This is a genomic window from Pseudomonas sp. S35 (assembly GCF_009866765.1).
Lineage (GTDB): Bacteria > Pseudomonadota > Gammaproteobacteria > Pseudomonadales > Pseudomonadaceae > Aquipseudomonas.
The window spans coordinates 5,408,706-5,421,869 of record NZ_CP019431.1 but is presented as its reverse complement, the minus strand read 5'-3'; the positions used below and the strand labels follow the sequence as shown (position 1 = coordinate 5,421,869).

Annotated in this window: 15 protein-coding genes; 8 read left to right on the top strand and 7 right to left on the bottom strand. The window is 44.9% G+C overall.

The features are described from left to right. Positions 1-9: 9 nt before the first annotated feature. The 3 genes from PspS35_RS24375 (at position 10) to PspS35_RS24365 (ending at position 843) form a co-directional block, all read left to right on the top strand. Positions 10-282 carry a hypothetical protein gene (locus PspS35_RS24375; RefSeq protein ID WP_159937116.1) on the top strand — a complete coding sequence of 91 codons (273 nt, stop codon included), beginning with the start codon at positions 10-12 and terminating at the stop codon, positions 280-282. After that, on the top strand, positions 279-455 hold the full coding sequence (locus PspS35_RS24370; protein ID WP_159937115.1) for a hypothetical protein: 177 nt from the start codon (positions 279-281) through the stop codon (positions 453-455). The genes PspS35_RS24375 and PspS35_RS24370 overlap by 4 nt, the downstream gene beginning before the upstream one ends. Before the next feature lie 82 nt (positions 456-537). Next, positions 538-843, top strand: coding sequence for a hypothetical protein (locus PspS35_RS24365; RefSeq protein WP_159937114.1), 306 nt, complete (start codon positions 538-540; stop codon positions 841-843). 57 nt (positions 844-900) lie between these two features. Here PspS35_RS24365 and PspS35_RS24360 read toward each other — a convergent pair whose 3' ends face one another. From PspS35_RS24360 to PspS35_RS24350, 3 genes are read right to left on the bottom strand one after another with little or no spacing between them, the layout of a single operon-like run. Then, positions 901-1,443 carry a hypothetical protein gene (locus PspS35_RS24360; protein WP_236298320.1) on the bottom strand — a complete coding sequence of 181 codons (543 nt, stop codon included), beginning with the start codon at positions 1,441-1,443 and terminating at the stop codon, positions 901-903. Positions 1,444-1,474: 31 nt separating this feature from the next. Beyond that, the gene (locus PspS35_RS24355) at positions 1,475-2,011 is read right to left on the bottom strand and encodes a hypothetical protein (protein ID WP_159937112.1); all 537 of its coding nucleotides are present in this window, start codon (positions 2,009-2,011) and stop codon (positions 1,475-1,477) included. Further along, positions 2,008-2,382: a hypothetical protein gene (locus PspS35_RS24350; RefSeq protein ID WP_159937111.1), complete on the bottom strand. Its 375-nt coding sequence runs from the start codon at positions 2,380-2,382 to the stop codon at positions 2,008-2,010. Before PspS35_RS24350 ends, PspS35_RS24355 begins: the two co-directional genes overlap by 4 nt. 191 nt (positions 2,383-2,573) lie before the next feature. Here PspS35_RS24350 and PspS35_RS24345 point away from each other — a divergent pair, with 191 nt between their 5' ends. Then, positions 2,574-2,882, top strand: coding sequence for a helix-turn-helix transcriptional regulator (locus tag PspS35_RS24345; protein WP_159938114.1), 309 nt, complete (start codon positions 2,574-2,576; stop codon positions 2,880-2,882). 22 nt (positions 2,883-2,904) lie between these two features. Here the strand turns inward: PspS35_RS24345 and PspS35_RS30460 are convergent, their stop codons facing one another. Both PspS35_RS30460 and PspS35_RS24340 read right to left on the bottom strand, forming a co-directional pair. Beyond that, positions 2,905-3,126, bottom strand: a complete 222-nt coding sequence (locus PspS35_RS30460) for a hypothetical protein (RefSeq protein ID WP_236298321.1) — start codon at positions 3,124-3,126, stop codon at positions 2,905-2,907. Continuing rightward, positions 3,123-3,356: a hypothetical protein gene (locus PspS35_RS24340; protein WP_159937110.1), complete on the bottom strand. Its 234-nt coding sequence runs from the start codon at positions 3,354-3,356 to the stop codon at positions 3,123-3,125. Before PspS35_RS24340 ends, PspS35_RS30460 begins: the two co-directional genes overlap by 4 nt. Positions 3,357-4,035: 679 nt before the next feature. Here PspS35_RS24340 and PspS35_RS24335 point away from each other — a divergent pair. The 3 genes from PspS35_RS24335 to PspS35_RS24325 all read left to right on the top strand — a co-directional run bounded on the left by PspS35_RS24335 (position 4,036) and on the right by PspS35_RS24325 (position 7,227). Then, the gene (locus tag PspS35_RS24335; RefSeq protein ID WP_159937109.1) at positions 4,036-4,914 is read left to right on the top strand and encodes a hypothetical protein; all 879 of its coding nucleotides are present in this window, start codon (positions 4,036-4,038) and stop codon (positions 4,912-4,914) included. Between the two features lie 421 nt (positions 4,915-5,335). Then, positions 5,336-5,671, top strand: a complete 336-nt coding sequence (locus PspS35_RS24330; protein WP_159937108.1) for a hypothetical protein — start codon at positions 5,336-5,338, stop codon at positions 5,669-5,671. A gap of 266 nt (positions 5,672-5,937) precedes the next feature. Next, the gene (locus PspS35_RS24325; protein ID WP_159937107.1) at positions 5,938-7,227 is read left to right on the top strand and encodes a HEPN/Toprim-associated domain-containing protein; all 1,290 of its coding nucleotides are present in this window, start codon (positions 5,938-5,940) and stop codon (positions 7,225-7,227) included. A gap of 94 nt (positions 7,228-7,321) precedes the next feature. On the opposite strand, the gene PspS35_RS24320 is transcribed toward PspS35_RS24325, so the two are convergent. Together PspS35_RS24320 and PspS35_RS24315 are read right to left on the bottom strand one after the other, a co-directional pair. Beyond that, positions 7,322-9,163, bottom strand: coding sequence for a hypothetical protein (locus PspS35_RS24320; RefSeq protein ID WP_159937106.1), 1,842 nt, complete (start codon positions 9,161-9,163; stop codon positions 7,322-7,324). A gap of 54 nt (positions 9,164-9,217) precedes the next feature. Beyond that, positions 9,218-9,889: a hypothetical protein gene (locus PspS35_RS24315; protein ID WP_159937105.1), complete on the bottom strand. Its 672-nt coding sequence runs from the start codon at positions 9,887-9,889 to the stop codon at positions 9,218-9,220. A gap of 491 nt (positions 9,890-10,380) precedes the next feature. Between PspS35_RS24315 and PspS35_RS24310 the strand changes: the two genes are divergently transcribed. Beyond that, entirely contained in the window at positions 10,381-13,146 is a 2,766-nt protein-coding gene (locus tag PspS35_RS24310) for a TrlF family AAA-like ATPase (RefSeq protein ID WP_108538235.1), read from the top strand. Positions 13,147-13,164 lie beyond the last annotated feature (18 nt).

Below are 13,164 nucleotides of genomic sequence, written 5' to 3'. Positions count from 1 at the left end.
AGCCAAAAAATGAAAAAGGATATAACTGTTGAAGATGTAAATGCTTTAAAGGCGTTTAGTCTTGAGATTGAAGGCGATCAGTTAAAAAGGTTGTCGATTCTGGTGAAAGTCAGAGTCAAGGGGGATAAGTTTTTAAGCTTCACTAAGAAAATGCAGAAGATAACAAAAATAAAAGTAATGAATTTCAGAGCACCAATTTTTATCATGTTTAGTGGTCAGGCTATTTCTGCGCTTTATGATCTGAGTCTTGAGCTGATTGGTCAGCAGGAGGCAGTGAAATGAAAATAGGGAAAAAGAAGCCATTTAACTACTACGATGATGAAGAGCCGATCACACATAAAAAAACAGATGATGAGGTTGACGAATGTTTGAGTCTGGATCTGAATATCCATCTTGAGCGGAAAAAGCATCAAGAATTTAGAGAGAATTGGAAACCTATTAATACAGACCTTTGAGTCTGTTTTATTATTTTTGCTTAATTGTAAATTTGATTAAAGTGAAATGCTATAATTCGCATAACAACAAACCTTACTAAAAATGAATACATATGAAACGATTGCGTTAGAGCTAGAAGATAAGAAAGATAATGACTACGTTAAGGCTGTGAGGCTCCACAATCATGAAGCCAAAAGAAGACGGTTAGCAGAGGAATTGGCTAGATATGACTTGGTTGTTGAAGCTGACAGATTAGCTAATCTATATTTCCACAATTTTGAAGATGAATTTGCTCAAAGCCTTCCATCTACCAAGGATGCTTACCTTTTTGCAGTAGGTAAACTGTCTACAATGAATTTAACCCCTGATGAGAAGAAGATTATAAGATTGAAAATTATAGGTGGATAAGGCGGAAGCTTGATGAATTTTAAAGGCAGTAGATTTGCTCTACTGCCTTTTTTATTATTAGAAAATCATCTCTTTGTTTTTTTCTGTCAGCGGAATATCACGTTTTATTTCATTTACCTGTTGGAGGGGTGTTGTGCTTCCATTTTTGTTGATTATATAAAGCCTGTTGTCTGAATCCATACCTAGATCGAATTCATAAGGTCTTGCATCATCACGGTCCATCTTGACAATTCTGATAGCGTTATCGTATTTGCTTGGTGTGAATGTACTTACTTGAGTATGCCCCGGTGTACCATCCACAAAGAACTGCACCTTAATAAAGCGCACACCCTTCATGTCAGCAGGGTTGCCAGTGTACTGAATATCACCTTCTGCATAACGAGTAATGGTATACGCGTATTCAGTTTTTTGCTGGTCGAATTTTACATATTTCGACTTGCCTACCTGATCGATGACTTTGTTACCAAAACCCTGAATGTCGGCACTGACTTGTTGGTCGTTGTAGTTTTCGTTTTTAGAAAAGCTGGTTTCAGCTTGTACGACTGTGGCTGTTGAAAACAGCATAGCTGTAAATACGAGACTGCTGATTTGTTTGATCATGGTATGAAATTCCATTTAGAAAGCGTAGGGGCTAGAAAGCGTAGGGACTTTTTTTGTCTTTTCTTGAAACGTGCTTCTTGATTGTTTCGACCTGTTCTAGGTGGGTCGTAGACGTAGGGCCGTCGATTAAGAACAACCGTTTGTCTTCATCCATTCCAAGGTCTAACTCGTAAGGGCGATCATCATTGCGGTCCATTTTTACAATGCGGATCGCATTATTATATTTGCTAGGTGTAAAAGTACTGACCTGTTTTGGAAGCTCAAAACCGTCTTTGAAAGCTCTCACATTGATAAAAATGACACCCTTTAGGTCTTTGGCATTTCCCGTGTATTGCACATCGTTTGAACCAAGACGTTCAATGATGTAGGCATATTCTGTGCCTTGCAGATCAAATTTCAGATACTTCGATTTTCCTGCTTGATCTAAAATTTGATTGCCGAAACCTTGTATATCTGCACTCACCTGGTCCACCCGATAGCTTTCATTCTTCGAAAAGCTAGTGGCAGCCTGAACAATGGTGGCAGCGGAGAAAATCAAAGCTAAAAGCATTAAGTCAGCTATTTTCATTTAACGATTCCTCGCACCATCATCGTTATTGAAACGACTGCAATGATGATGAGTGTCCACATGAACACTCGATCCCTTTGTTCTTGTGTGAATTTGTTGACGAATTTAGTCAAAGCGTACAGACCCCAAATCATGGGGAGAAGAAGGACGTACCCCAAGCCACTCTCAAAGCCCTGCGCACCTGCAAACACAAGGACGCAGACGACAAGGTAGATAACCTGGACAAGGTTGCCTTTCAGGCTGACTTCTTTCTGAAACGTCTCACGCATCTCCTTGCCGTGGGCTTTGTCACGCTCATTGGCCTGAAAATGTGTTTCATGCTTCTGGCCGTCATACGACAACCATTTGTCATCTTCATCGCGATCTGCCATTCCCTAAATCCTCACCCATATCGACCGTAGAGCCCCTGACAGACGGCGTGGTGGCCGTCTGATACCTGAAGCTGATTCTACGCATACCATCGTATTATTAGCAAAAAATCCGATGGCACAGAGCGTTTGTAGAGAAGGATTTTTACGGTGAAGTGCTTGTTTGAAATATGTGAACAGGCTGAAAAACTGTGGTGCTTGCAAAAGCGATTAAGAAATACCGCTTGGGGAAGGGAATCACACAAGCGGAGCTAGCCAATCGGTCAGGGTTCGACCCAAAGACGATCAGTCGATTTGAAACGGGCGAGTACGTCCCAACCGTGGAGGCTGTGTACAAATTTGCTGAAATTTTAGGTGTGCCAGTTAAGGATTTTTTTGCGGATTTGGATGGCGAGATTGAGCAAAGGGCGTTTCTCTTTGAAGTTATCCACAACGCTGATGCTGATGAGCTTCGGAGGCTGGTTGCGTTGGTAGGGAAAGCTCGTAAGGCACCGAAGCACTAGCGGAATGGTAGCCACCAGTGCCTTAAAACTTGTGAACTCCATAAAGGTGGTTCAACACTACCAATTCAATCACGGCCACGAAAACGCATAGCACGAGGAATCCAGGGGTGAACACCCGCTTGCGGTTAGACGGCCCGCCACCTAACCCACTTGGGTCTGAATCCCCGGAGATCAGTACGAGAAACGCCAACCAAGCAATGACCCCTGCCTTGCTTTTGATGCTCTGATTTCTCCATGCCGTCATACGACTATTTCCGAGTATTGCTTCACTTGAGTCACCGAATGCGTCTCCAGATTAGCGTCAACTTCCTGGAAAGAGCGAGCAATCTCCATCAGCTCGTTGGCAGCTTTTTCATCTCCTGCGGATTGCATCCGTTTGGCCACTGCGAACAGATCGACGCCTGCCCACTTTAAGGTGGCCGCTGCTTCTTTAAGATCGTCGCGCAATGATCGTTTGGGCCTGGTGAGGGGCATGGTGGCGTCCGTCCATGTCAATTCCTATCTGACGAGTATGACCAAGGAGGAAAGAGGATCTCAAGACCTCGTTCTCATCAATTGCATTTGTCACTGCCTAGGCTCGAGAAGGATGAGTGAGAAGGTGCGTTACGCTCGATGGGTATGTCCTTGGAGTTCTGCGCTAGGCTGAGAAGGTTAGGTCGAAGCACAAGGACAAGCTATGAATCAGCAACTGATATGGATGGCAGTGCTTCTCACCGCGTCTTGGGTGTTTGCGGTTTCGATGGTCTTGTATGAGATCGTGGGGCTGAATGCTGAATAAAGCGTAGCCCTGATACGCCATACCTCCGAGGCTTCTATTCTCACCTGCGTGATTGTATGGAAGTGATAACCGCTAGAGAGCGGCCAAAAGCGGACAGTTCCCACGCGGATCAGTAGGCTCACCTTGAAGTACGAGGTCTGCAGAATAGCTGTACCTACTACGGCCTATTGCAGCGAGCTCGAATTGGCCCTACCCTATCGTTGGTTTTGGAAGCCCCAGCCTCCCCCATTGCACACCAGTGCACGGTTAATGCCTTCCCACCCTCTGCTATCGCGGGGGGGCGCGACACACTCATGCTAGGCCCTAAATCAACTCGATCTAGTGTCTGTAATAGGGGGAACCAGATGCACATGGGTCGATTATCTGGTGCCTCGTATGTCCGCGATTTCTTCAAACGATTTAAAACTGCTGTCGCATATCCTCCACTCCACATCAAAAGCTCTGGGCCGTCCCAGCAATCTCGCGACAAAGCGTGAAATGCTCAGCAGGCTGCTCGGCTTCAATGACTGGAATGGGGCATCCGCAATGTTGCCCACCCACACCCCCTGCAATACCCATGTTGGCATTGCCTTGCTCGAAGTTCCGTCCGCATCTCCGAAGACGTTCATAGCCACCGGCATTGATGCTCCATGGCGGCTGCCTGAAAAGGTGCGCAATCACCTGACCAAGCATTCCTTGAACCCGGCCGGTTTCACTGTGCCCAGTTGCTCAAGGCCTGACCCGGAAGGTGATGCGATACCTCGATACTGGAGTTATGCGGTCGCGCTGACACCTGGGAGCATCACCGAGCACAAAGTGCCATTGGGTCCGCACACACCCGATTACAGCCGCTTGGATCACACCCCCTCCGTGATGACATTTACCAATCCACAGGGCGGCGTCGCCTTCAAGCTCACAGTCTGGTGGATCACCCTGGATCCAAGCACCGGCACTGCGACGAACTTTACCGGCGCAATGTCACGGCCTCTCTCCCACACATTCATTGAATCAATTACCGGCCGCGTACCTGATCTTCGCCAGGCTTATTGCTTGGTCAACAGCCGGCAAGCCGGGTTTTCTAGCGCGGTCGTAAGGTGTAATGAGATAGGTAGCGAGCTGGAAGTCGTCAAACATCTTCCCTACATGACGGAAGTCGAGGCTTGGGCACAACTGGCACCTTACAACAACGTACTAGGCCTATCTCTTCTGGATGTAGCGGACATCACCGACGCATGCTTCAGCGCGGACAATGATGATATCGGGGGGACCTGGTGACGGTCCTTGCGTAATTGCGCCAGTCTGCCGAGCTTGTTGCGTCCATATTGACCACCAATTGCATCTGCCCTGGACGGTCCCAGCCAATGGTGACCGTCAGGAACCGGCCCGATTGCAGTACTCCAGTGTCTGGCTGACGCACTCCTGCTGAATGGCCCCCGTTGACACCGATCAACTACAAGAATGCAAATGACTGGTCAGGTCCGGTGCAAACGCATGGTCAAGGGAAGTGCAATTTCCCACTCACCACCATCCCTCAATGAAAGCGAGCGTGGCGTGACGGTAGCAAATTGACCTGTGGGTGCAAATCCCCGCCACGCTTCTGTAGGAAGTGTTGGAAAGTATGCATAAGTGGTATTCCTTCGGGTAAAGTGTCGCCGCCCGATAATTGGATTCGGGCTTTTTACTATGGAGTTTTTACGTGAAGTCTTTTAGCAAAATCATCGCTTCTGCAGCATGTGGTTTGGTTCTCGCGGGTTGCACAGGCACGGCGATGAAAACCCAGCAGTACGACAGCAGCCAATACACTGTCGTTGGCCACAGTGAGGCGAGCGCCACTGGCCTGATGCTTTTCGGTCTGATCCCTATTCGTCAGAACGACCGTTTTGTTCGTGCTCAGCGTTCCGCGATTCAGGCCAAAGGTGGCGATGCCCTGATCAATACTCAGGTGCAGGAAAAATGGTTCTGGGCTTGGGTTCTGAACGGCTATACCACCACCGTATCCGGTGAAGTGATCAAGCTGAAAACTGCCAAATAAGCAGCGCTCGGTTCAAGAGAGCCCGGTTCGCCGGGCTTTTCTGTTTCTGACGGTTAGGAAGGGGGTTTCAGGTTAGGTGGCTGCTCTGCCGGAAAAAAGGGGCCTAACGGTCCACACGTGATTCTCGACAACCTGTTCATATTTCTGCATCGTAGGCTGGCAATTGGATAAAAAAGCCCATCTAACGCGCAGATTAAAGCGGGAGCCAAGTTTTTTAATATTGCGAAATTCATAATATTAATTCTATAAATGTACGGGTATCGAATTTGGGAACTGTAATTGAGTTAAAAGTCGCAGGTCTGTCAATAGACTACGCGAAGAACAACATGGGAGCAGATCATGGTGCGATTTTTCAGCCTGAAAATAAACTGCGGCGCCGTTCTGATCAAATTGACTATGAATATTACGGTGATCCTGATGATGAAACTTTGTGTTGTCATGAAGCTTCATTCGTCCGAACCTTGAAAAAGGTTATACCCCGGCTTAATTTATTAGGATTCACAGAGGCATCAGCCCGACATGAATATGAACAGCTAGTCTTTGACGAGCTTGAAATGAGAGGCGAGCATTACAACGAAGCAAATGGCTCTGATTACTTATCATTTGATGAGTACTGTGAGTTTGTATGCAAATTTCCTCTGGAAACGTTAGACGATACCTACATTGAATACGGCACGGACGGTCGTATGGACCAAGCAAAAGGCAGATTTGCAGACTTCGACGATTTAATATCTCGCATCCCTAACTCGCTATACAATAATAATTATTGGTCGGAACAAAGTTACTTTGGATCTGCCGTATGCGTTCTCCATCCATACTCTATGCTTCAGGTGTTGTTTAAAAATAAACTCAATGCGGACGTTGAAGTAGTTTGGCAATACGGTCCTATCGTTGAAGCCGGTTGGGTGAAGTTAGAAAGTTTTCAGTCAGTTGTACCTCGAACAAAAACGATATTGGTAGCAACGGAAGGTAGTTCAGATGCTCGTATTCTTAAACATGCGTTGGAGCTATTATGTAGTGAAGTTGCTGACTTTTTTAGGTTTGTGGACTTAGAGGGAGCACATCCATTTTGGGGTACGGGAAACCTAGTTAAGTTTGCCGAGGGCCTATTGAGAATTGACGTTCACAATCACATTATTTTCGTGTTAGATAACGATGCAGAAGGATTAGATGCTTATCAGCGTCTGCTAAAATTGTCACTGACTTCAAATATGAGGGTTATGACGCTTCCGGACCTACATCAATTTAATAGCTTTCCAGCTAAAGGGCCTGAAGGCATTATAAATTGCAATATAAATGGTCGAGCGGTTGCCATTGAGTGCTATCTTGACCTGAAAATTCCTAACTATCCCGAGGCTAATATTCAATGGAGTAACTACAAAAAAGAAATAGGTAGCTGGCAGGGGGCGCTTGAACACAAAGAGTCTTATATGCGGCGATTCCTAGCACTCAATACTGAAAATATACAAAATGGACTATACGACACTTCGAAAATTAAAGAGGTTCTAACATGCCTAATTGCTGAAGCGACAGTGCTAAATAGTATTAGGGATTGACTGAGCAATAGGGCGCAGAACAGGTATATTACTATTTTTGTTGTCCTGAATTTACACAATCCCTAACTGGTTTTTTTAACTGTGCAAATCATGTTTAAGAAAACTTCTTAAAGCCTGCAAAGAATGGTTTTGCAATCATGCAGATTTCCCAACCGTCGCCTTGTACATATGGCGCTGAACGATAATTTGCAGGAGGGTAAGGCGTAAATAAACTTGCTAGGTTATGCACGGCCGTAACTATTAGTTCTTCTGTCAATAACTTATCAAAGAGCGCATCGGTAAATTGTAGATGGATTGCATACTTTTCATTAAGGTTTATAATCAGATTTATTACTTTAATTCGTCGATGCATTTCTGATAATTCTTCACTCCGGGGGATATTTGAAATCACACCCAAATCATTATGGTATCGATCATCTTTTTTTCCGGGCAGTCCAAAACGTACAGCGGGTTTCCAGCCAGACAATATTTTTTCCAGCACCTTCTCATAAGCTTTAAGCTTATCGCGAAGATAACTACTTACAAAAAAAGAAGATCTAAATTTCTTCGTTCTCACTAAGTAGTCTTTTTGATTTGGCAAGCCAAACGAAAACTGCCAACTAACTTCAAGTTCATCATGCCCATGCCCCCATACCCAGAGTTTGTAATTTCTTTTTAGCAGAGAGTCATTGCCTGTTGATACTATGATCACGGCAAAGGCAGTGGTTTCAACCCTCTCTTCTGACAGCTCACCAGTATCAAGATTCGCTGCTAATAACTCACACTGAAATTCTTGTATCGTAAGACGATGTACCGAGTCGGGCTCAAACTCTTGATTCGAAAACCAGGAAGTTAGTATCTCACCTATTGAGTCATTTGTAAGTTTTTTAAGTTTCGTTTTTTGCTTTATCGGCGCGCGTAAAATAGCCGGAACTCCGTCTTCTTCAATCAGTCCTTGATTCTTGCTGACTTCACTGATTGCAAGGGAAAGCTTTTGGCTAACAAAATTATGTTTGTCTGCCATTGTATATATATTAACACTTTGACTCATCATGAGAGATTGCAGCGGTGACATCCTTTTTTGAAGTTTTTCATAAAATTCGTGCTTTTTAATTTCTAAAAATTCGCTCTCATTGGTAGTAGCCAGAACCTTCATCAGCAGTCGTGCAATACCAAAATCATCGACCAGTTCTGGTATATAGGAGCAGAGAGTGCTCAGAGCAATTTCCCCAGCGACACCATTTAGCTCAGTGCAAACCATGACCAGCCGCGCCCACACCATGTTTTTATCGAGCCTAGGCAGTTGCTGAAAAATTAATTGTTTTTGAAAATTAGTTCCTGCTGAATTATCGGAGTCTAAGGTTTCCCCAAGAAACTCGATAGACTTTACAAAATCGTGAAATCTATCATCGCTAAACGCATGTAAAGCATAACTTTTAACTGCGCGTTCCATAGCGTCGTATGCTTTTCTATTTTTTTCGTTACTAAAATTTTTGGTGTTAACTTTGGTTTTCCATACATCATGAGTCAATGTTGAACGGGCGAATGCAACAATTTGTTGCGCCCCTTTCATCTGACTCAGGCTTGAAGAATCGAAAACAATTTGTATTTGATCTAAATCTTTATTAAAGGAAGGGTCTACGAAATCAAGCCAAGCCAGTCCAACTGCTTCTTTAAAATCATTTGAACTAGGTGTCAGAGTACGCTTCATCTGCATTCGCACTATGGCATTTTCGCCAGTTCTCGCGCATACAGAAGTAATAATAAGGTCGTCTGTGTTATGCCCCAGTACACGCCCCTGAAACTGCAATTTTTGGATTGAATATCCAGTCGGCACACCAGCGCAAGGAAGCCCCAGGCACATTGCTAGCAATCTTGAGGCTTGAACTCTTCGCTCGAATGCACCTCCACGGTCGCCTGTGGAAGAGGGACTTGCTACTTGTTTTTTGTTAAACATTTTTTTACGTTCGCCTAATCATTATATTGGCTAGTAGGTATGATTATCCATTATTTACTTTCTGAAATAACGATCAAGATTTTTTGACGAACAACCAGACACTTGTGGATAGATCTGGCAAACTAGTGTTGATTTGTGCTTTGGCTCAAAGCCGTGATCAATCATGCAGCGTTGCGCTTTGGCTGTATCTCCAATGCTTGCAACGTCCAGATTTGCCCCCAGTGGTTTGGCATAACCGCATGCATACATTACAGGTAGGGCTTCACTATCATTTGCTATCTGGACTGAAAAATGCGGTGATGCTCCCGCCTTACGCCAGGTGACTTGCATGCGTTCATCCCTGCCAGAATTCGGCTTGATAGGGTGAAATGCTTCGTCCTCCACAAATGGCAAAGCCTCGAGCTGGGACAGGCTTAGAGGATGTCCCTGCCTTTCCTCGACGCAAGCGGGCATGTCTTTCATTACTTCACAGTATTCAAAACCGTCTTTGCGAATGAAGCCATTACGCTTCATACACTGGAATTGCAGCACCTGTTCGTTGATTGGCAAATCCGTTATCGAAGTGCCTACCGGGTCGCCACATTCTGTCATTGCGGCTTTGACACCCTCAACAGAGGTAGAAGGGCGTTTCCACTGTGTAAATTCAGGTGATGGCGGGCAGCCGGTCAGTAAAAGCGCCGTCGCGATTAGGGCGGGGAAGGTAATGATGTGAGCTTTGCGGAACATGTTAATCCTTTAGGTACGTCAGGCTCCCCAACTGCTTCGATCCTTGGGAGCCTCCATTGACGATGATCATGACAGAAACCGAAAGAGCCTGGCAGTGCTGGAAAGGGTGAAGAGTCCATTATGCCTTCCTCGGTTTACTAGACGGTCGTATAGGGGTTCTATGCTTACCAGATGCTAAAAAATCTGGCTGATCCGGCTTTTCCAGCCTTGTGACCGTTGGAGCTGAATGCATAGCCAGGGATGGTTCTGACCTTGCGGAGCAAGTGCCGACACATAGGTGTCGCTGTCCTTTACGGTAGGTCCGTTAAGAGAATCTGGGCACTCACTAGCCATCTGCCTCTACCTTAAGGCCGTCACCTCAAGCAGTCCCTGAAGGGCATCCGTTAGGCTGATAGTAGGCTTTCGCCATTACGGGTAAGCTCATAGCTCTCATGGCTGCAACCTGAACCTAGGAGGCAGTACCCGTTTGGCGTGCATAAGGATGAAGGTTGATGGTTCAGGTAGGAGCAAGATGGTGGAAACTCGACTTTCATACGCATACGCCAGCCTCGATGGACTATGGGCGCCATGAGCCTCATCTTCGCAACACCGTGACGCCGAGGGAGTGGTTATCATCGTTTGTCGATCAGGGGATAGAGTGTGTAGCGGTTACGGATCACAACACGGCTTCTTGGGTTGACCGTCTTCAAGTAGAAGCAGCAGTAATGAGGGAAGAGGGAAAGATTATTCATGTCTTTCCTGGTGTGGAAATTACAGCCAACGGTAATATCCATATTCTTGCTATTTTCGACCCTTCAAAATCATCTGAAATTGTCATGGCTGCTGTTGGAGCCGCGAAATTCAGAGGCGAGTACGGCAATAGTGATGCAGTGGCTGGTGAAAGCGCTGAAAATATTGTCGATGAAATCACCAAATTAGGTGGTATTGCAATTCCAGCTCATATCGATATGAAGGCTGGAATGTGTCAAATTCAGTCAAGCCATACCATTAAGCAGATCTGCCATAAGTCTTCTGCTGTAGAAGTCATTTTTCCAGAAGGCGGGCGTGGTCCAGAACATGATGAATGTTTAAGGCGGTACAAAGCCCTGGAGTTGGGTTTGGCCGAGGTCATAGGATCTGACGCGCACCGTCCAGATGAGGTGGGTAGAGCCTATACCTGGGTCAAGATGTCTAGCCCTACTATTGATGGTGTAAGGTTGGCGTTGGTTGATGGTGCTTCCTCAATCAAACGATCAAACACGGTTACAGGCAATCCAAATGCTGTTTCAAGTAATGTGATTCATTCTATATCTATTGATAAAGCAAAATATTGTGGTAGAGGTAAACCATTAGAAATTGTCTTTAACCCTTGGCTCAATTCTATCATCGGCGGGCGTGGTAGCGGAAAGTCATCTATCCTGGAATTCATCAGACTTGCATTAGGTCGGGATAAAGATTTACTAGATATACCTGGCCGTAATGAGGTTAAAGAAACCTTTACACGCTTTGCACAAAAGTCAGCAGATCGTGATGCCGATGGTGTTCTGCTCGATGAAACCTGTATCAGTTGTGTTATTCAGAAAGAGGGTGCTTATTACCTTCTGAAATGGGTTTCCAACGTTCCTAGCGTGGCTATATTCAAGTGGGATGGTCAGGAGTGGAAAGCAGAACATGGTGATGCGCGAAGCAGGTTTCCGGTAAAAATATTTAGCCAAAAGCAAATATATGATATAGCAAGAAATCCGAGTGCTTTGATAAGAATCATTGACGAAACTGACGTTGTTGATTTGTTCGGTTGGAAAATGGCTTGGACAGAGAAAGAAAATAAATTCTTATCTCTCTGCGGACAGAGAAGGGTTCTCCAAGGTCAGATGGCTAACAAGAATGTTCTTGAAGGTCAGCTATCAGATGTAATTCAGAAGATTGATGTTATCGAGTCATCAGGACATGCCCAGGTATTGTCCGATTTTAATGATGCAATGAAAAAACATACAGCCATTGTAGATTTCAAAGAGTCATATTCAAATTTGGGAGAAAAGCTGTCAGAGCAAATGCGTACTGCTGATCAGCTTAAATTCAATAGTACAGTTTTTGCGGCTACGAACGAAATTGATGTTGAGGTGCTTCAACGTGTTGGTGCAATGAATCAGGCTTATTTGCAAATTAAAAGCCAGATTAATGCCCTTATTGCTGGTTTGAATAGTAGTCTTGATGAATTCAGTCAATGGCAGGCTACAAGTGCTTTTGGTAAGCAGCAAGATTCATCGTTTAGCCAATATGCATCTCTTGTCGCAACCCTCACTCAGAATGGGGTGGATAATCCCGATCAATATCAACAGCTCGTTGAAACCAAAAATGGCATTGAAAAGAAGCTTGCCGAGATAGAAGCTTTTGAATCACAAGAGCGCTTAATGGCGGCTGAAATTAATTTGATTTATGCCGATTTAATCGAGTTGAGAAAATCACTTACGAATAGGCGCAGAGATTTCGTTCGCCAGCATTTATCGAATAATCCCTCTATTAGTTTGTCTATAGAACCTTTGTGTAATATAGATGATATGGAAGAATCTTTCCGGGACGTCATTGGTCGTCCTGATGGTGCTTTTGCTAGTGACATACTTGATAAGGAAAAACAGACAGGATTCTTGTATTTCCTTTGGTTAGCTCTAATTGCTGAACATAACAATAACCCAGCAGTGCCAAACGATCTCACTCAGAACTTTACCTGTGTTCATGATTTTAAAAGCCAATTGTTTAAGTTTGGAACGGGTCAAATCATGGGCATGCCCATCGGTAAACGGTTTTCAGATTTGTTGAGCCAATTGCAACCGCAAATTTTTGACAGACTTAACCTGTGGTTTCCAGATGATCGACTCGTTGTTAAATTTAACGATGGGAAAAGACTGAAAGATATTTCTCAGGGATCTGCTGGTCAGAAAGCGGCTACGGTACTCTCCTTCCTATTGTCCTATGGGAATGAGCCTCTGATTTTGGATCAACCTGAAGACGACCTTGATAACGGCTTAATTTCCTCGTTGATTGTCTCAAAGCTGCAGGAAAATAAGTCGAGAAGGCAAGTGATAGTAGTCACTCATAATCCCAATATTGTCGTCAACGGTGACTCTGAATTCGTTGTAGCTCTCCAAGACAAAGGTAGTATTGAGGTGGCTGCATCAGGCGGCCTTCAAGAGCCAGACGTTAGGCGTGAGGTATGCGAAATCATGGAGGGTGGTAAGCAAGCCCTAGAACAGCGATACCGCAGGATGATCGCTGTCTGACTTGGGCCTTACGGCCAT

Coding starts and splice junctions, on each gene's coding strand:
- PspS35_RS24375 (WP_159937116.1), top strand. CDS start 10: ATGAAAAAGGATATAACTGTTGAAGATGTAAATGCTTTAAAGGCGTTT.
- PspS35_RS24370 (WP_159937115.1), top strand. CDS start 279: ATGAAAATAGGGAAAAAGAAGCCATTTAACTACTACGATGATGAAGAG.
- PspS35_RS24365 (WP_159937114.1), top strand. CDS start 538: ATGAATACATATGAAACGATTGCGTTAGAGCTAGAAGATAAGAAAGAT.
- PspS35_RS24360 (WP_236298320.1), bottom strand. CDS start 1,443: ATGATCAAACAAATCAGCAGTCTCGTATTTACAGCTATGCTGTTTTCA.
- PspS35_RS24355 (WP_159937112.1), bottom strand. CDS start 2,011: ATGAAAATAGCTGACTTAATGCTTTTAGCTTTGATTTTCTCCGCTGCC.
- PspS35_RS24350 (WP_159937111.1), bottom strand. CDS start 2,382: ATGGCAGATCGCGATGAAGATGACAAATGGTTGTCGTATGACGGCCAG.
- PspS35_RS30460 (WP_236298321.1), bottom strand. CDS start 3,126: ATGACGGCATGGAGAAATCAGAGCATCAAAAGCAAGGCAGGGGTCATT.
- PspS35_RS24340 (WP_159937110.1), bottom strand. CDS start 3,356: ATGCCCCTCACCAGGCCCAAACGATCATTGCGCGACGATCTTAAAGAA.
- PspS35_RS24335 (WP_159937109.1), top strand. CDS start 4,036: ATGTCCGCGATTTCTTCAAACGATTTAAAACTGCTGTCGCATATCCTC.
- PspS35_RS24320 (WP_159937106.1), bottom strand. CDS start 9,163: ATGTTTAACAAAAAACAAGTAGCAAGTCCCTCTTCCACAGGCGACCGT.
- PspS35_RS24315 (WP_159937105.1), bottom strand. CDS start 9,889: ATGTTCCGCAAAGCTCACATCATTACCTTCCCCGCCCTAATCGCGACG.
- PspS35_RS24310 (WP_108538235.1), top strand. CDS start 10,381: ATGGTTCAGGTAGGAGCAAGATGGTGGAAACTCGACTTTCATACGCAT.